Below are 16,794 nucleotides of genomic sequence, written 5' to 3' on the forward strand. Positions count from 1 at the left end.
ATCCCATGTCCGAGCACGACGATTACGAGCCCCACCACGAGTCCTCGCCCACCGACCATCTCCTCCAGGAACTTCAGCTCTACGGCCACCGCCCCTTCGAGGACGAACCGGACCCCAGGCCGCTACCCGAAGGCCCCCGCGTCGCCGGCGCCATCGCCGACATTTTTGACGCCCTGATCGCGACGCTTGCAGACACCCGCCTTGAACCCGACCTCGACGATCTCCTTTGGTCGACCGTCAATCTCTTCCACCGCGCCACCGGCCGGATCGAGCGCGAACTGGACGATAACGAGCAAGGGCAGCGCCGCCTTCAGCGCGAACAGGATGGCAGCGAGGTGAAATCCGTCGAGCTGGAGCGCCTCACCGCCGAGGGCCAGACGCTGCTCGAACGCCGCGACGCCTTCGAGCTGATGCGCGACCAGGCCGCCGAACATTACCACCGCCAGATCGGCTCAAGCTGGCGCCCGCGCACCGGATCGATGGTCAACCACCGCAATCTCACCGCCGCGATGATCGACTCCAGAGACTTCCTCGCCGCCAAGCGCCGCGCCGAGACCGAGGTGATGCTGCCCGCCGGGCCGAAGATCGCCTTTTCCGGCGGCGACACCGCCGACCATAAGCTGATCTGGGCCAAGCTCGATCAGATCCACGACAAGCACCCCGACATGGTTCTGCTGCACGGCGGTTCGCCCAAGGGCGCCGAGAAGATTGCCGCCCGCTGGGCCGACACCCGCAAGGTGCCGCAGGTCGCCTTCAAGCCCGACTGGACGAAGCACGCCAAGGCCGCACCGTTCAAACGCAACGATCAGATGCTCAGCGTTCTGCCGATCGGCGTCATCGTCTTCCCCGGCACCGGCATCCAGGACAACCTCGCCGACAAGGCCCGCAAGCTCGGCATCCCGGTCTATCGGTTCGGGAACGGCGGCGCGTGAGCGCCGCCATCCCTCAATTTCCGGCCTCACGGACAAAGGCGATCAGGGCTGCTGGCGCCAAAACTGTGTGCTGTAGTTGTTCAGGCCACGGCTGTAGGAATCGACCGTCACCTGGAATGTCTCAGGAATCTTGGCACCATCACCGCCGTCCCTAAAATAATCCCGCACCGAATAGAGCGCGCCGCGCATCAGGTGCTCCCAGGTCTGATAGAGCTGGTTCTGAAGCTGCTCTTCCTGCTTGGCCGCGCTCGGCTTCCGCTTGGGTGCGGGCGTCGTATAGTCAGGACGCGGATCGTGCTGATAGACAAAGGTGATGCTACCCCGTTGCCACTCCTCCGCATTGGTTTGCCGCCATCGGTAGCTCACCCTGACGCTCATGGTCTTCGTGAAGCGGTATGGCGGAATGATCTGATCGTCGATTTGGAAGAGTTCTGCTTCCGCCTGTTCGGTTTCCATCCGCTGCTTCATCGCGCTGAAGGCAAAGGATAGTTCCCGGCCGGCGCGCTGCAGAGCGTCTCCGGTTTCTTCGCGTTTGCGTGCCGATTTGGCGATACGGTGCCTCGTCAGTGCCTGATCGAAATAATGGAGCTTTGTCGCAATATAGGTGCCGCAGCGGGTGAGAGGCAGTCGATGCAAATCCGCTGACTGTTCGTGTCGGATCGCTTTATCGATCAACGTGTCCAGTTCGCTGGCGTCGATGGCGCTGATGGCCTCTTGTTCATCACGAGAGATGTTGATCTCACCCACGCGGCATATCCTCGTGTTCGATTTCTTGAAACGTGCACAAGCTTACCACCGTCCACAGAAAGAAGAATAGTATTTGGGCGTTGCCCTGCGGGCCGCGCTTTCGGCTGCGCCGGAACCACGCCTTCGTCGTGTTTCCGCCATTCGGCTTCAATCGCTAACGCTGGAGGCGGTCGCTCGATGCACCATCATCGTCAGTCGGGATCGCCCATCACCGCGATCCGCGCAGAACGGGCGTAATGGGCGAGTTCGGTGTCGCTCACGATCAGACGGTCGAGCAACGTCTTCATATCCACCTGATCGGAATGGGACTGGAACGGGCCGGGTTGCCGCTCGATCGCCAGCACCGCGATGGCCAGTGCCTTTTTGACCAGGTGCAGGTCACGATCCTTAAAGTCCGCCATACTCGTCATCCTGCATCAAACCCCGTCGTCCTTTGATAGCCGACCGCGAGACGGTTGTGAGCGGGGAAAAGCAGAGCGTTGGCGAGGACGGACAGCCTCGGCTCCTATGGATGTAAAGCACCACTCCCGCTTCAATTGCGCAATTCCTTGGTCCGGCCGTGGGCCTGACGCCATCAACCCGTAAAGGGTCGGACTACGCATAGCGTGCCGCCGCTGCGGTTTCACCTTTGCGGTGATTGCGGCCATCGGCCGGACACATCGGGCGCCTGTCAGCGGGGGATGGTCCTCCGCTTCGAACAGGAGCCGGATCGATGTCCCTCAACGACGCTCACGCCTTCGCCTTCAGCCTTGCCACCACCCTGATGGCCGTCATCGTCATCTTCCGCGCCGGCGACGGCACGGTCTCGGTGACACCGGCCGCCGAATATGACGGCGACAGCGCCGCGATCCTCAATGAAATCGATCCATTCGCCCCATGACGGGGCGAAGGTCATCACCGGAGAAGCGGAAACCTCGGAGGTTTCTGCTCCCGCCCGCGCTGGTCTTTTGCTATACTGTCGGTGCGCCAGGGTGGTGGTGGAGGCGCGACCGTCGGACCTTTTGTCACGGAGACACCACCATGATCTTTCTAGGTATTCTTCTGTCCATCGCAGCCATCTGCTTCTTCTGCTGGCTGATCTTCACGCTCGCCGTCTTCGCGTTGCCGCTCTTCGTCGGCGTCAGCGCTGGAAGCTGGGCCTTGCATACGGGCGCGGGCTGGCTCGGCGCGATCATCGTCGGCACGGTCGCCGCTGGCCTCACGCTCGGCGTTGGGCAGATGCTGCTCGTTCTGGTCCGTCCGACCTGGATGAAACTCGCCATCGCGCTTATCTTCGTCGCGCCGGCTATCCTCGCCGGCTATCACGCCGTCCATGGCATTGTGAAACACACCATGCCGTCCGAGACGTGGCAGATCGTCTTCTCGGTCATCGGCGCGATCGCGGTCGGCGTCACCGCCTTTCTGCGTGTCGTGGGTATGGCGGCCACCGACCTTTCGACCGAAACCACGGCGCGGGCCTGAAGCGGCAAAGAATCTGTGGCATTGCACCTGACAGGGTGAGCTGCATCCCCATTTGTCACGGGCTTGCGGATGGCCATGGCGCACGGATCGGCGTGAGGCCGGGAGCACGACCCTCGCAGCGTTTGGTGGCAGACGGCGGGTGATACCGGGCCGATCAGAATGCTGCGGATGAACGTTGGTTCTGGGTGATGGCCGGTCATGTCAGGCGCAGGCAGATGGCCGGGACGGGAGGGGGCGGCCCCGGTGAAATCGTGTGGGTCATTGCCGGTTGCGGGAGGTCGCCATCGTCTCCGTCTTCTGCCCGTTGATCGAGCGCACCTGACGGCCTCTCCAATGGCCTGATCTGGCCGAAGGCCGGCTTCGCCTCGACCGCCTTGCCGCAACGGCGGCGTCAGACTTTCTTCCCCTGTCGGCTGTGCCGTCATTCCTCGCGCAGCAACAAAGTCTTCCTTGGCCGTCCTCCGCTGCGCTCCGGTCGCACGCGATGCGGCGGCGGTCGCCTCTGGCCTGTCGATCGCCATCGAGGCCGCAATGGTGCGGGCTCGAACACGAAAGAACGGAGACTAAAATGGCGACCATCGGCACCTTCAAGAAGACCGGCTCGAACGAATTCACCGGCGACATCGTCACCCTCAGCGTCCAGGCCAAGGGCGTGCGCATCGTTCCCGACCTGCGCGCCACCGGCGAGAACGCCCCCAGCCACCGCGTGCTGGTCGGCCGCGCCGAGATCGGCGCCGCCTGGTCCAAGCGCTCCAACGAGGGCCGCGACTATCTGGGCCTCAAGCTCGACGATCCGAGCTTCAACGCCCCCATCTACGCCAACCTCTTCGACGACGAGGACGGTGAAGGCTACTCGCTGATCTGGTCCCGCCCCAACGGCCGCCGCGGCGACTGACACCGGCGCCGAGGCCCCGGTCGAAAGGCCGGGGCCGCCCTGCGGTCGCCGCCAGACACTATGGCGGCAGCGGCCGACCTCGAGATGATCGGGCCAATCGCCGCGCGATACTCAACAGGCAGCGAAGCGCCGGATTGTCGTTCTTCGCCGACCATAGGGCGCTGAAGATCAGCGTCTCGCCAGCAATCGGGCGATAGATGATTCCTGGAAACGAAATAGAGGCCGTCGCCTCACTGACCAGCGCCAGCCCACGCCCCATGGCCACGAGCGGCAGCACGATGTCGCGGCCGACACATTGCGGCTGGAGCCTGATGTCTTGTCCGGCTCCGATCAGCCGCTGCACAAACGCATCGCCCGCTTCCGGCGGAGCGGCGGCATGGCGCAGAAGGAAGCACTCCCCGGCAAGCGACGGCCAATCGAGTTCGTCGCGATCACCATGCCGATGCCCCTTCGGAAGCGCCACGAACAGCCGCTCCTCCCAGAGGGGCGTGACCTCGCATCCCGGCCAAGGCTGCTGGCCGGCAACGAAGGCCACGTCGAGATCCAACCGGGCGACGGCAGCCTCATGTTCGGCAGTCTCGTTCTCGATAAAGTTGATATGAACGCCTCCGTGATGCTGATCGTAGGCACGGAACAGCTCGGCCAGGAACCCCGCTGCGAGCGACGGCAGGATGCCGATGGTGATCCGGCCGTTTTTCGCTCGCCCGATGGCGGCGACATCGTGTGCGCTGTCCCGCATGTGCCGAAGCATGTCCTCGGCCTGCCGCCGGAATCGCTGCCCGGCGAAGGTCAGCCGCACGCCCCCATTGTGGCGCTGGAACAGCGAGGCGCCGAGTTGATCTTCCAGATCGCGGATACGGCGGCTGACCGAGGATTCCTGCACGCCAAGCGCAACCCCGGCCTTGCGGAAGCTGCCTTGCTCAGCGGCGGCTACGAAGTAGCGCAGGTGGCGAAGCTCTATGGGCAGAGAATGCTTCGCCATGCCGCGCTATTCCGATATCGAAATTGGCCCTGATGGGGCTTCAACCATCGCAGTCCGCGCATTGGAGACCGATGGCATCAATGGCCATCTTGGTATTGGTAGCTTCTCTACCCTCATGATTGATCCTCGTGTGTAGTCAGACGCGAATGCCGCGCTCAGATAGCCAATAACCGTCCGGCACGAATGTCCCCGGCGCTGTTGCCTCCAGGCGCTGTTCGAGCAACAGCATGTTCAACGGCACACAATAGACGGGCCTGCGACGCTCGAAGCGCCATCCCTCGGCGAGTGGCCCGGCATCGACGGTGTCGTAGCCGATCTCATTAAGGAACGTGGTAGTGGCGGCCTTCGCATTATGATCGTCGCTTGCGATTGGAAGCGCGCGCCGGTCTGGCACTCCAGCAGGCCGGGCATCGGGCATGATCTCTTCCACCAGAATGGCGTTGAGGGCTTTGACGACGTTCGACCTTGGTAGGTGCCGTGCCAGCACCTCAGCCGTGGTGAGTTCGCCGCTGTCGATTGCAGGAACTGAGCCGAAGTGCGGGAAGTAATTCTGCGGGTTGAGAACGAGTTTTCCCGCAAGGGCGTCAGGCGGCAATGCGCGATAAAACTGTAGATGAAGCGCAGCGACGATCATTTCGCCATAGGCGGCGGCTTCATCTACGGTTCCGACATTGCAGCCCAGATGCCTGCCGATCGCTCTGATCGTATCCGGCCCTCTGGAATTGCTGAGCATGACCTGATGACCGGCCCGAACGGCTAGCAATCCGACCGCTTGCGCCATGCGCCCCGCACCAATGATCCCGATTTTCATGGGTGTCCTTTCCAGGATCGCCTGATCCCGACGTCGATGTCAGTGTGAGGTGGTGGCAGAGCTAGGCACCGGGCCACGCCCGAAGACGGTAAAACTGGCCAAAGCCAGACCCCACGCGCAAAGTGCCCCGTAGAGAGTGACCCTGCCGATTCCGTGCGCCAGCGCCTCGCGCGCAACCGCGATCGGGACGCCATGCCCTTCGCTGGCGGTGAGGTTTCCGGCCGAGACCATGTCGGAGAGCACCCGAAGCACAGCTGCGGGTGGCGCATCGGACAGCGCGTGCAGGAGATAGCTCGAGACGCCGCTCGACAGGATGAAGCCCATCAGCGCAATGTTTATGGAGAGCGAGATCATTCGGGCGCTCATGTCCATGCCGGACGCCATGCCGGCGCGTTCCGGCGGCAGCGCAGCCGTCGCCGTGTTGGTGACGGGGGTGTTGGTCAGGCCAAGGCCGATCCCTGCCAGGACGCAACCCGGCAGCAGTGAGATCCAGCTCGCATGGCCGCTGGTCGTCACCAGCATCAGCAGCATGAAACCTGCGCCGATCGTGAACAGGCCGAGCGGAATAACGAACCTGGGTCCCCGGCTGAGAAGCAGACGTTCGGCCAGCGGCGGAACGACAATGGTCGGCAGCGTATAGGCCAGCACTGTCATTCCGGCCGCGATCGCGTCATAGCCCAGCACGGCCTGGAGATAGATCGGCAGATAGATGACGAAGGGCCAGAAGCTGAAGTTCATGCCGCTCGATCCGAGGATCGCGCCGGAGAAGCGGCGAACGCGGAAAGCCCGGAAGTCAAACATCGGCCGCGCGATCCGGGTCTCGATGACGACGAACAGGACGAAACTGACGAGGCTGAGCGCAAGGATGGTCAAGGCGGCCGGACTCGTTGCCCCGAGTTCTCGCCCCTGCGTGATGAGATAAACGATGCCGAACACGGCAAGCGACAGCGTCACCATGCCCGCAACGTCGATGCGCGTCGCATGTGGATCAATGGATTCCTCGACGCCCTTTTGCGCGAAGGCAATTGTCGCGGCCGCGATCAGGACATGGACAAGGAAAACCCATTGCCAACTAGCCAGCGTAATGATCGCACCGCCGACGATCGGGCCGAAACCGAGGCCGATCCCGAAAACAATGCCCCACCAGCCGAACGCCTTGCCACGCTCCGCCCCGTCCCGGAACTGATGAGAGAGGACGGCGACTTGGCAGGCGAGCATCGCCGCCGCGCTTGTCCCCTGTAGAAAACGTGCCGCGATCAACAGCGGTGCGCTGGTCGCCAGACCGCATATCAATGAAGCGATGGCGAAGATCGTGACGCCGATCAGGAAGACACGCTTGCGCCCGAACCGATCCCCCAGCGTGCCCATCGCCATCAGCACCGAGCACATGGCGATCGTGTAAGCGTTCATGATCCATTGCAGTTGCTGGAAGTCCGCCGAAAGGACTTTTTCGAGCGTCGGCAAGATCGATGGGATACTGGTTATCTCAAGACCCAGCATCAATGCTGAAAGACATACAGCGACAAGTGCCAAATTGTTTCTTGATGGTGGGTGCGTTGTCATGGGGCGGCCTTGCTCTCTCACGATGCAAGGCGGATCGCATTCAGCGAGATGCGAATACTTAGTGATACGACCTTGCACATTGCGTTTGTGTTCAGCGCCATTCTGCCGAATGCTTGACCATCCATCAATCGCATGGCAGAGTATTTCAGTGACAACAAATTTGGATAGATACTGGGTATGCTTGAGGTTGATGCCGTCCGGGCGTTCGTGATGATCGCCGACCTTCAGAGCTTCACCCGCGCCGCCGAGGCTCTCGGCTCGACGCAAGGCGCTGTCAGCGTGAAGTTGAAGCGTCTCGAAGACCGGCTTGGAAAGCGGCTAATCGAGCGCACGCCCCGGCAGGTCCGCCTCTCGGCACAGGGCGAAAGTTTCCTACCGCCGGCACGAGAGTTTCTGGCGGCTCACGAGCGCGCGCTGGCCGCGCTGACGGCTGAGCGGCGACGTTTCCGGCTCGGGATTGCCGCCCATATCATGGGGCCGGAAGTGCCGACCCTGCTGGCGAAGCTTAAGACGCTCGATCCCTGCCTGACGGTCGAGGTCAGGAGCGACAATTCGCGCGCGCTGCTCGATGCCTATGAAGCCGGCGCGCTCGATGCCGTCATCGTGCGCAGCGACGACGACCGGCGAGATGGCGATGTGCTCGGTCCCGAGCATTTCGGGTGGTATGCGTCAGCCGATTTCGAGCATCATGCGGGCGAACCGCTGCCGCTCGCCAGCCATCCGTCCTGCTGCACCGTGCGCGAGGTGGCGACACGGTTGCTGGATGGCGCGTCGATCCCTTGGACGGAGGTCTTCATCGGCGGCACCTCGGCCGTCACAGCCGCTCTGTCCGCTGGTCTCGCGGTCGCGGCGTTTCCCTGCCGCCTGGCGACGCCGGACATGATCGAAGTCAGTCAGGCACTCGGCCTGCCACCCATTCCGTCTCTGTCGATCATACTGCATTCATCACTGACCGACGCCAAAACGCGCGAAACGCTACGGGCCATCACGGCAGCCTTCAGCGAGCATCGTAAGTCCAGTAACAGGCAGATCAGCCTCGCAAGTGCCTGATAGCAAAACCGACCATCGAATCAGCCCTACGTACTTAAGCGACTATTTGAAACGACTGCCCCGCCTGTTTTCGGTGGAATCTCGCACTAGAGCGACTATAATAGTCGTAGTTCTGGCGTGCGCTCGGGCCGTGATGGCTGGTGATCGGCATGATCACCGCCCGACAATCACGGGCCGCACGCGCGTTGCTGGGTTGGACACAGGAGACGCTCGCTGACAAGGCCTGCATATCGCTGACCGCGCTGAAGCGCCTCGAATCCGAAAGCGGGCTTGAGGTGTACGAGACGACGCGCGATCAGGTTCGCAGAGCCCTTGAAGCAGCCGGCATCGTTTTTCTGTCCACCGACCGGGGACACGGAGTGCTGCTCGTCGATGATCGCAGAAATTCAAAGAAATAATCGGTTGCCAGCCTGCGATGCTCCAGCGGCATCGGTCGATGTTTCCCGCATCCCATCCATTTCGGATGATCTATCGATAGGATGCCGGCCTTGTGCGCTATCTGTGCAGGCCGTGGGGCGATGTGATGATTGATCCGTTCGAAGATATGGCACCATCGGTCGAGCATCTGACCGACTATGACCGCTCGCATATCAAACTCTACATGCGGTTGCTGGATGCCACGGCGGACGGGGCCGACTGGCGGGAGGCCGTCGAAATCCTGTTCGGGATCGATCCGGCTCTTGAGCCCGAGCGTGCCCGTCATGTCCATGACAGCCATCTCTCTCGCGCGCGCTGGATGGCTCACACCGGCTACAAGCATTTGCTGCGCGAACCGCGCGTCTGAAGCGCATTGCGGTCGCGCCCCGAGGCCGCGATGCTTTGCCGACATCGCGCGATGTCGCTGGCCAATCTTCCGTCGAAGCCCGCAACTCGGAATCGTATTCAACTCGACCTGCGCGTGAGCGCTGAGGAGTTGAGCGATGAAGCCCGACACATCAAATTGGCGCGAGCGCTTCAGCTATGACGTCTTCGATGCCTTGTCTATCGAAGGACTGGCTTGGGAATGTCTTCGCCGGGATGAACCTTACCAGCGTCTTTACCACAGTCTGGTGAAGGCCAAAGCCGAAACCGAACCTTTGCCGCAGGAAGCCGAACGACGATGGGGGCTGCGATTTCCCGGCCCGTCCGGCCCTCTCCGCAACCGACCAGCCGGTAGTCTGGTCGCCTTTCGTCAATCCGGCGGTGGCGTTGCTCACGCGGCGCCCCGATCTTTTGCCGCCCCCATCGTCCCGACCGCGACCTGGCGACTGTACCATCCGCGATAGCCCCGAGGGACGGTACGCGATCGACGATCTCGCTCAGATGCCGTTCGTGCTGCTGGATGGTGCCGATCCCGACGCGCCGCTTGCCGCACTGATCCCTCTCGACGAGGAAACGCTTAGCCGGATCGAGGCCGTCACGCGGCTCTGGCGGGCCTGGAACGGCCGCATCGTCCCGCGCGACACACGCCTGACCCTCGACCAGCGCCGCCGTCTGCGCCTCAAGATACGCGCCGCCGACGGGCGCATGAACGGCGCGAGCTATCGCGAGATCGGCATTGCGATCTTCGGCGAGGTGCGTGTGTCCGCCGAGCCGTGGAAGACTTCCTCCTTGCGCGACACGGTGATCGAGCTGGTCCAGGGCGGCTTCGACCTGATCGCGGGCGGCTATCTGAAACTGCTTCGTCATCGTCGCCGATCCTAGCGGTTTCGATCAACCGCATGGGGTGGGGATTTTAGCCACCCGCAAGTTCCCCATCCCACCTGAAGCCTCCCCTTCGCCAGGGTGGTCGTTGCCCGCCGCTGATCCGCAGCGGCCATCGCAACCGCCACGGAGGCCCGATCCATGCGACCCGATCTCGCCGTTTTGCCGCCGCGCTTCCTGCGTACCAAGGAAGCCGCCGAATTCCTGAGCCTCTCCGCCCGCACGCTGGAGAAGCACCGCACCTACGGGACCGGGCCGAACTACCGCAAGCTCGGTGGTCGCGTCGTCTATTCGGTCGACGATCTCGAAGCCTGGGCGGCGCGCGGTGCCGTCACGTCCACCTCCGATCCGCGTGGGTCCGTGCTGCCGGCCAAGCGTCAGGCGCTGCCGGCCATGCCGCAGCCCGGCCGCTACGCACGCTGATCGCCCGGTTCCCTGATGATGGCGCGGCATCGTCCCCCCTCGGAGCGCGGACAGCTCGATCTGTTCCGGGCGCTCCCCGGCGACTTCGCGCCACGAGACGCGCAGGATCTCATGGCCTATCCGTTTTTCTCCCTCTCCAAATCCCATCGCGTCGCGCCGATCGATTTTTGCGCCGGCACGGTGTCGATCCGGGTCGAGGCCGTGCCCGATCACGGCATGGCGACCATCTGGGACGCTGACATCCTGATCTGGGCCGCCAGTCAGATCGTCGAGGCGCGCGACGCCGGGCTTCGCACCTCACGCCTTCTGGTCGCCACGCCTTACGAGATCCTCCGCTTCATCGGACGCGGCACGTCGATGCGCGACTATCAGCGCCTGAAGGCTGCACTCGACCGGCTCCAGTCCACCACGGTCGCAACCACGATCCGCCAGCCTGCCGAAGGCCGTCGTCACCGCTTCTCATGGATCAATGAGTGGAAGGAGCGCATCGACCGTCAGGGGCGACCTGACGGCATCGATATGATCCTTCCCGACTGGTTCTACCAAGCGGTGCTCGATGACGCGCTCGTGCTGACCATCGACCGGGCCTATTTCGATCTCACCGGCGGGTTGGAGCGCTGGCTGTATCGGATCGTGCGCAAGCATGGTGGTCGTCAGCGTCGCGGTTGGCGTTTCGATTTCCGGCACCTGCATCAGAAATCCGGCAGCCTGTCGCCGTTCAAGCGCTTTGCCTTCGAGCTGCGCGACATCATCCGCCGCCAGCCATTGCCTGGCTACACGTTGTTTGCCGAGATCGAGGTCGGCGGCCGGATGCTGCTCGCCTTCGAGCCATCCGCGGCCTGTGGACAAGCTGTGGAAACCGTCGTGCCATCCGGAACCCGGATCGGCGTGCTATCGGGAACCGGCCTCCCGTGCCATCGGGAACCGAAACCGGGTGTAACCCCTTCGCCTGTCGAAGAAAAGCGCGCCCTTAACTTAGACTCTAACATAGAATCTAACCTTGAAGAGCGCGCGCGCGAGGTGGAAAACCTCATCCGAGGCGCTGCGAAGAGCCTGAGTTCTACCGCGAAAACAGGCGGCATCGGCTCACAACGCGACCATAAGCCCGGTACGTCTTTCCGTAAAGACGGCTTTACGGCTGCCGGTTCTGGCAAGACTTCCCGCCTTTCTCAGGACGATCAGGCGGGTGAGCCATGATCGTCGCGCTGCTCAATCAAAAAGGTGGTGTCGGCAAGACGACGCTGGCGCTGAACCTCGCAGGTGAATGGGCGAGGCAGGGCAAGCGCGTGACGCTGATCGACGCCGATCCGCAAGGCTCGGCGCTGGACTGGTCGCAGCAGCGTGGCCGTGAGGGTCTGCCACGGTTGTTCGGTGTCGTGGGTCTCGCGCGAGACACGTTGCACCGGGAAGCGCCCGAGCTGGCGCGTGACGTTGATCACATCGTCATCGACGGCCCACCGCGTGTCGCCGCGCTGATGCGATCGGCACTGCTCGCTGCCGACCTGGTGCTGATCCCGGTGCAGCCGTCACCGCTCGATGGCTGGGCCTCGGCCGAGATGCTGGCGCTCCTGACGGAGGCGCGTATCTACAGGCCGGAGCTTGTCGCCCGCTTCGTCCTCAACCGCTGCGGCGCACGCACCGTGCTGGCACGAGAAACGACCGAGACGCTGGCCGACCATGATCCGCCGGTGCTTTCCGCCACAATCGGCCAGCGTGTCGCCTTCGCGGTGGCCGCGCAATCGGGCCGCTTGGTGTCCGAGTTGGACCACGACACGCCCGCCGCGCGCGAGATCGCGGCGCTGGCAGCGGGGATCGACGCTCTCGGCATCGGGAGGGCGGCACCATGAGTGAACGTCCGTCCCGTCGCGGGTTCGCATCTCGTCCCGCCGATCCCGAGCACTGGATAAAGGCGGCGGATAGCGCGTCGCGTGACGATAATGCCGCCGGTTTCACCGCGCGACTGACCATCGACGTGACGCCGGACTTGCGCGGCCGGATCAAGATCGCCGCGTTCCAGCGCGGTATCACCGTTGCAGACATGCTGCGCGAGCTGCTCGCGCGCGAATTCCCAACCACCCCAGGAGACCGATCATGACCGGCAACGCGGCTCCCCGCGTGCGCGGCGGCCCCGTGCCGTTCGCACGTTCATCCGACAGCCTCACCCATGTCGAGCTGACGCATATCGAAAAGCGGATCGAAAACTGGATCAGGTTCGGCCGTGAGGTTCACGAACAGATCCTCGATCGCCGTCGCCGTGTCTTCTCCTATCGGCCCGGCAGCATCTTCGCCTTCGTCCGCTGGGCCGCCAATGACTTCGGCACGGTGATTTCGCGCATCGACATCGTGTGCGCTGTCGAGCCGGGCGAAAGCTACCAGACGCTGCCCTTCGTGCGCCCCGGCGGCGACATTCTCCTGAAGATCGAAGGCTGGCCGAAGGTCGAACAGGTGCTCCGCCATATCGACGCGGTGGAGGCTGTCGGCATCGATGCGTGCGAAGTCGCGCCAGATCATTGGCGGCACGTCCATCACCGGATGACCGCCGGACACGAACCGCGTGCCTACACGCGGGAGCGCCATCAAGCGTGGCTCAAGCGGCGGGAGATCGAACGATGACCCGCTTCGGCTACGTCATGGTGACGTATTTTTCTGTGATGGGCGTTGCCATCGCCTCCTTCGTTCCGACGCCACTGCGCTTCGTCTGGAACGCCTCGGCCAGCGTGCCGATCGGTCTCTACGACCTCGGTCCGCCGCGCCATCTGACTGTCGGCGATCTCGTTGCCGTCATGCCGGACAAGTCGCTCGCCGACTTCTTGGTCGAGCGCGGCTATATCGGGCGCGGCGTACCGCTGATGAAGCATGTCGCGGCACTCGCCGGGCAAGAGGTCTGTCGGACTCAGAACACGATCACCATCGATGCGGTGCCGGTCGGCGACGCGCTCGACCGCGACCGGCGTGGGCACGAACTGCCTGTCTGGCAGGGCTGCCGCCGCATCGCTGACGGCGACATCTTCCTGATGAACCCGGACGTGCCGGACAGCCTGGATGGTCGCTATTTCGGCCCGATCCCGGCACGCACCGTCATCGGCAAGGCGACGCCGATTTACACCGACGAGGCGGGCGACGGACGTTTCGTCTGGCACGCGCCCACACGCTGACCGCCCATCCTTTCGCGTTCCATTGCACATTCACGGAGGTTTCCATGCCGCAGATCGGCATCTTCACGCGCGCGCCATCCGGCTTCTCCGGCCGCATCCGCACGCTCTCGTTTGACACAGAGTTTGTCATCGTTCGGGCAGAGCCGTCGGATGCCGAGAACGAGCCGGATTACCGTATTCACCTCGGCGACGAGGATGGGCCGGAGGTCGGGGCCGGTTGGAAGCGCACCGGCGAACGGGCTGGCGAATACCTCGCGCTCGTACTCGACGACCCCGTCTTCCTCGCACCGATCCGCGCCAACCTGTTCCGCGACGACGACACCGGCAATGCCTGGTCGCTGCACTGGAGCCGCCAGCCCCGTCGCGACGGGAGGGACTGACGCCATGCGCAGCACCGTCCTCCTTTTCCTTTCCGGCCTGTCCCTCGTCGGTGTCCTGCCCGTCGCCGCCTATGCACAGACGGCACCGGTCGCCCGGCCTTCGCCACGCGATCCCTATGCCGACATCATTGCCGAGGCGGCGCAGCGCTTCGCGCTTCCGGTCGCATGGATCAGGGCGGTGCTGCGCGCCGAGAGCGGCGGCGACCGCCAAGCGCTCTCGCCCAAGGGTGCGATCGGGCTGATGCAGATCATGCCGGAAACTTGGGGCGATCTGCGCGTCCGGCATCGTCTCGGCAACGATCCTTACGATCCGCACGACAACATCATCGCCGGTGCGGCCTATATCCGCGAACTGCTCGACCGTTACGGGTCGCCCGGCTGGATCGCCGCCTATAATGCCGGTCCCGGTCGTTATGAGGCGTCGCTGTCGGGCCGTCCGCTTCCCGCCGAGACACGCGCCTATGTCGCCACCGTCGCCCCCAATCTCGACGGCGTGGGCGACCCTACCGCCACCGTCGTCGTGGCAGTCGACCCGCTTTCCTGGACCCGCGCGCCGCTGTTCATCGCGCAACCCGATCGCCGTCCCGCTGTCGATCCTGCGTCCGTCGGGCGTTCGCCGGGTGATGCGGCATCGACGCCGATCGTGCGCGATGTGTCCGCCATCGTGCCGCAGTCGAGCGGCCTGTTCGTCGCGCGTGCCGACACGGGACGGCAGCCATGAGCGCGCGGGTTACTGATCGCACGATAGCGGGCGCTGGCGTGGTCTGGAGGGCGCAGAGGGGGAGCACGGGCAACACGACCGAAGGAGGGCAGGATAAAAGGCCGCGAGGTGCGGCGTCGGTCGGTTGTGGTTTTTCAATAGGTTATGAGGCGATTTCGCGAGGTGCGGGATTTCTCCGCACCTCGCGGCTACGCCGATTTTCCTGCGATTTCCTGCGCTTCGCGCGATGTGCGGGGCATCGGCCATGACCGGCGACAGCGATTTCCGCATCCGACCTGGCCGCATCCGTTCATCTCGTGCGCAGCAGGCCCGTCCCTTCATCGCGCAGGCTCTCGTCGCGGCGAAGAAGGCCGGAGCCGGCGTCTCGCGCTCTGGCCGGATCACATCGGGAAACCGCTCGCGCTTCGGGCGCGGACAACGTGCAAGCATCCAGGCGAACCGGCTGCTCACGGCCCGCTCGCGTGGCGCCGTCATCAAGGCGCGCGTCGTGCGTCACTCGGCTCGCGCCGCGCCTCTTGCCACCCACCTCAACTATCTGCGCCGCGAGGGCGTGACCCGTGATGGAGAGAAAGCCCATCTCTTCGGACCGGGCGGTGACGACGCCGATCCGAAGGCCTTCGCGGAGCGGTGTCAGGACGATCGCCACCATTTCCGATTCATCGTCTCGCCCGACGATGCCGTCGACATGGCCGATCTCCGGTCCTTCGCCCGTGATCTCGTCACGCAGATGGAAAAGGATCTCGACACCCGCCTCGATTGGGTCGCGGTCGACCACTGGAACACCGAGCATCCCCATGTCCATCTGATCGTCCGCGGGGTTCGTGACGACGGGCAGGATCTCGTCATCTCGCGCGACTACATCAAGGAAGGGATGCGCGATCGGGCGCGCGACCTCATCACGCAAGAGTTGGGACCGCGCACCGATCTCGACATCCAGCACCGCCTGGAACGCCAAGTCGGTGCCGAGCGCTTCACGCAGCTTGACCGTCAGCTAATTCGCGATGGCCATGCCACGGGCGTCGTCGACACGGCGATCGATCCGACCGCCCGGCCCGACGATTTTCACGCGCTGAAGGTCGGAAGGCTCCGTAAGCTGGAAACACTCGGCCTCGCCGAACAGCTTGGCCCAGGTCAATGGGCCATCGACCCGAAGGCCGAGGCGACCCTGCGTGAACTCGGAGAGCGCGGCGACATCATCAAGCGCATGCACCGGGCTTTGAAGGATCGCGGCATCGAGGGGGGCTCGGCGGGCTATGTGCTCGCCGCCGAGAGCCTTGATGCGCCCGTCATCGGCCGGCTGGTCGATCGCGGTCTTGATGACGAGCTCAAGGGCACGGCCTACGCCGTGGTCGATGGTGTCGACGGCCGCACCCATCACATCAAGCTGTCCGACCTCGATGCCGCTGGCGACAGCGCGCCAGGCTCGATCGTCGAGCTGCGCAAGTTCGACGACGCGCAGGGGCAGCGTCGCGTCGCCATCGCCGTCCGCTCCGATATCGACATCGATCGTCAGGTCACGGCGACCGGCGCAACCTGGCTCGACCGGCAGAACATCGCCCGTGAACCGGCCGCCCTGTCCGAGGGCGGCTTCGGCGCCGAGGTTCGACAGGCGCTGGATCGGCGCGCGGATCATCTGGTCGCGCAGGGCCTCGGCGAGCGGCAGGGCCAGCGCGTCACCTTCAATCGCGGGCTGATCGACACGTTGCGTCGTCGCGAGTTGGACGCCGTCGGCGAAAAACTCGCCGCCGACACCGGCCAGCCATTCAATCGGGCGGGCGGCGGCGAGAATGTCGCCGGCACCTATAGGCAGCGTATCGCGCTCGCCTCCGGCCGCTTCGCCCTGTTGGACGACGGCCTTGGCTTCCAGCTCGTGCCCTGGTCGCCCTCCCTCGAAAAGCAGCTCGGCAAGCACGTCTCCGGCGTCGCCCGCGACGACGGCGGGATCGACTGGAGCTTCGGCCGCAAGCGGGGGCTCGGCCTCTAACTTCTCT

24 protein-coding genes are annotated in these 16,794 nt (G+C 64.1%); 19 read left to right on the forward strand and 5 right to left on the reverse strand.

The window, feature by feature from the left end; translation table 11 throughout:
* Positions 1-5 precede the first annotated feature (5 nt).
* The gene (locus ACE3TY_RS03735) at positions 6-932 is read left to right on the forward strand and encodes a DUF2493 domain-containing protein (protein WP_374651017.1); all 927 of its coding nucleotides are present in this window, start codon (positions 6-8) and stop codon (positions 930-932) included.
* A 42-nt stretch (positions 933-974) separates the two neighbouring features.
* On the opposite strand, the gene ACE3TY_RS03740 is transcribed toward ACE3TY_RS03735, so the two are convergent.
* Both ACE3TY_RS03740 and ACE3TY_RS03745 read right to left on the reverse strand, forming a co-directional pair.
* Positions 975-1,679: a hypothetical protein gene (locus tag ACE3TY_RS03740; protein WP_374651019.1), complete on the reverse strand. Its 705-nt coding sequence runs from the start codon at positions 1,677-1,679 to the stop codon at positions 975-977.
* A 191-nt stretch (positions 1,680-1,870) separates the two neighbouring features.
* Entirely contained in the window at positions 1,871-2,080 is a 210-nt protein-coding gene (locus ACE3TY_RS03745) for a hypothetical protein (RefSeq protein ID WP_374651021.1), read from the reverse strand.
* 311 nt (positions 2,081-2,391) lie between these two features.
* On the opposite strand from ACE3TY_RS03745, the gene ACE3TY_RS03750 reads away from it, so the two are divergent.
* The 3 genes from ACE3TY_RS03750 (at position 2,392) to ACE3TY_RS03760 (ending at position 4,035) form a co-directional block, all read left to right on the forward strand.
* Positions 2,392-2,559 carry a hypothetical protein gene (locus ACE3TY_RS03750; RefSeq protein ID WP_374651023.1) on the forward strand — a complete coding sequence of 56 codons (168 nt, stop codon included), beginning with the start codon at positions 2,392-2,394 and terminating at the stop codon, positions 2,557-2,559.
* A 140-nt stretch (positions 2,560-2,699) separates the two neighbouring features.
* A complete protein-coding gene (locus ACE3TY_RS03755; RefSeq protein ID WP_374651025.1) occupies positions 2,700-3,140 on the forward strand; it encodes a hypothetical protein in 441 nt (146 codons plus the stop codon).
* Between the two features lie 568 nt (positions 3,141-3,708).
* Positions 3,709-4,035 (forward strand): DUF736 domain-containing protein, encoded by a 327-nt coding sequence (locus tag ACE3TY_RS03760; protein ID WP_374651026.1) that lies wholly within the window; start codon positions 3,709-3,711, stop codon positions 4,033-4,035.
* A 58-nt stretch (positions 4,036-4,093) separates the two neighbouring features.
* Here ACE3TY_RS03760 and ACE3TY_RS03765 read toward each other — a convergent pair whose 3' ends face one another.
* The gene (locus tag ACE3TY_RS03765; RefSeq protein WP_374651028.1) at positions 4,094-5,017 is read right to left on the reverse strand and encodes a LysR family transcriptional regulator; all 924 of its coding nucleotides are present in this window, start codon (positions 5,015-5,017) and stop codon (positions 4,094-4,096) included.
* Between ACE3TY_RS03765 and ACE3TY_RS03770 the strand changes: the two genes are divergently transcribed.
* The gene (locus tag ACE3TY_RS03770; protein WP_374651030.1) at positions 5,016-5,153 is read left to right on the forward strand and encodes a hypothetical protein; all 138 of its coding nucleotides are present in this window, start codon (positions 5,016-5,018) and stop codon (positions 5,151-5,153) included. The genes ACE3TY_RS03765 and ACE3TY_RS03770 overlap by 2 nt on opposite strands.
* Here the strand turns inward: ACE3TY_RS03770 and ACE3TY_RS03775 are convergent, their stop codons facing one another.
* Together ACE3TY_RS03775 and ACE3TY_RS03780 are read right to left on the reverse strand one after the other, a co-directional pair.
* Positions 5,154-5,828: an NADPH-dependent F420 reductase gene (locus ACE3TY_RS03775; protein ID WP_374651032.1), complete on the reverse strand. Its 675-nt coding sequence runs from the start codon at positions 5,826-5,828 to the stop codon at positions 5,154-5,156.
* A gap of 39 nt (positions 5,829-5,867) precedes the next feature.
* A complete protein-coding gene (locus ACE3TY_RS03780) occupies positions 5,868-7,391 on the reverse strand; it encodes an MFS transporter (protein WP_374651034.1) in 1,524 nt (507 codons plus the stop codon).
* 177 nt (positions 7,392-7,568) lie between these two features.
* On the opposite strand from ACE3TY_RS03780, the gene ACE3TY_RS03785 reads away from it, so the two are divergent.
* From ACE3TY_RS03785 to ACE3TY_RS03850, 14 genes are all read left to right on the forward strand, one after another.
* Positions 7,569-8,441 (forward strand): LysR family transcriptional regulator, encoded by an 873-nt coding sequence (locus ACE3TY_RS03785; protein WP_374651036.1) that lies wholly within the window; start codon positions 7,569-7,571, stop codon positions 8,439-8,441.
* A 149-nt stretch (positions 8,442-8,590) separates the two neighbouring features.
* The gene (locus tag ACE3TY_RS03790; protein WP_374651594.1) at positions 8,591-8,839 is read left to right on the forward strand and encodes a helix-turn-helix domain-containing protein; all 249 of its coding nucleotides are present in this window, start codon (positions 8,591-8,593) and stop codon (positions 8,837-8,839) included.
* A 125-nt stretch (positions 8,840-8,964) separates the two neighbouring features.
* Positions 8,965-9,225, forward strand: a complete 261-nt coding sequence (locus ACE3TY_RS03795; protein ID WP_374651038.1) for a DNA -binding domain-containing protein — start codon at positions 8,965-8,967, stop codon at positions 9,223-9,225.
* Positions 9,226-9,361: 136 nt separating this feature from the next.
* On the forward strand, positions 9,362-9,706 hold the full coding sequence (locus ACE3TY_RS03800; RefSeq protein WP_374651040.1) for a transcriptional regulator domain-containing protein: 345 nt from the start codon (positions 9,362-9,364) through the stop codon (positions 9,704-9,706).
* Between the two features lie 37 nt (positions 9,707-9,743).
* On the forward strand, positions 9,744-10,124 hold the full coding sequence (locus tag ACE3TY_RS03805; RefSeq protein ID WP_374651042.1) for a DUF2285 domain-containing protein: 381 nt from the start codon (positions 9,744-9,746) through the stop codon (positions 10,122-10,124).
* A gap of 141 nt (positions 10,125-10,265) precedes the next feature.
* The gene (locus tag ACE3TY_RS03810; protein ID WP_374651044.1) at positions 10,266-10,547 is read left to right on the forward strand and encodes a helix-turn-helix transcriptional regulator; all 282 of its coding nucleotides are present in this window, start codon (positions 10,266-10,268) and stop codon (positions 10,545-10,547) included.
* Positions 10,548-10,562: 15 nt separating this feature from the next.
* Positions 10,563-11,744 (forward strand): replication initiator protein A, encoded by a 1,182-nt coding sequence (locus ACE3TY_RS03815; RefSeq protein WP_374651046.1) that lies wholly within the window; start codon positions 10,563-10,565, stop codon positions 11,742-11,744.
* Complete coding sequence (gene parA, locus ACE3TY_RS03820; protein WP_374651048.1) at positions 11,741-12,394, forward strand: ParA family partition ATPase; 654 nt, start codon at positions 11,741-11,743, stop codon at positions 12,392-12,394. Before ACE3TY_RS03815 ends, parA begins: the two co-directional genes overlap by 4 nt.
* Positions 12,391-12,642, forward strand: coding sequence for a hypothetical protein (locus ACE3TY_RS03825; protein ID WP_374651050.1), 252 nt, complete (start codon positions 12,391-12,393; stop codon positions 12,640-12,642). The genes parA and ACE3TY_RS03825 overlap by 4 nt, the downstream gene beginning before the upstream one ends.
* Positions 12,639-13,160 carry a DUF2840 domain-containing protein gene (locus tag ACE3TY_RS03830; protein ID WP_374651052.1) on the forward strand — a complete coding sequence of 174 codons (522 nt, stop codon included), beginning with the start codon at positions 12,639-12,641 and terminating at the stop codon, positions 13,158-13,160. Before ACE3TY_RS03825 ends, ACE3TY_RS03830 begins: the two co-directional genes overlap by 4 nt.
* The gene (locus ACE3TY_RS03835) at positions 13,157-13,702 is read left to right on the forward strand and encodes a S26 family signal peptidase (RefSeq protein ID WP_374651054.1); all 546 of its coding nucleotides are present in this window, start codon (positions 13,157-13,159) and stop codon (positions 13,700-13,702) included. Before ACE3TY_RS03830 ends, ACE3TY_RS03835 begins: the two co-directional genes overlap by 4 nt.
* 44 nt (positions 13,703-13,746) lie before the next feature.
* Positions 13,747-14,082, forward strand: coding sequence for a DUF736 domain-containing protein (locus ACE3TY_RS03840; protein WP_374651056.1), 336 nt, complete (start codon positions 13,747-13,749; stop codon positions 14,080-14,082).
* 4 nt (positions 14,083-14,086) lie between these two features.
* The gene (locus tag ACE3TY_RS03845) at positions 14,087-14,803 is read left to right on the forward strand and encodes a lytic transglycosylase domain-containing protein (protein ID WP_374651058.1); all 717 of its coding nucleotides are present in this window, start codon (positions 14,087-14,089) and stop codon (positions 14,801-14,803) included.
* 244 nt (positions 14,804-15,047) lie between these two features.
* The gene (locus ACE3TY_RS03850; RefSeq protein WP_374651060.1) at positions 15,048-16,787 is read left to right on the forward strand and encodes a relaxase/mobilization nuclease domain-containing protein; all 1,740 of its coding nucleotides are present in this window, start codon (positions 15,048-15,050) and stop codon (positions 16,785-16,787) included.
* Positions 16,788-16,794: the final 7 nt, after the last annotated feature.

Source organism: Dongia sp. (genome assembly GCF_041918875.1).
In the GTDB taxonomy this organism is placed as follows: domain Bacteria; phylum Pseudomonadota; class Alphaproteobacteria; order Dongiales; family Dongiaceae; genus Dongia.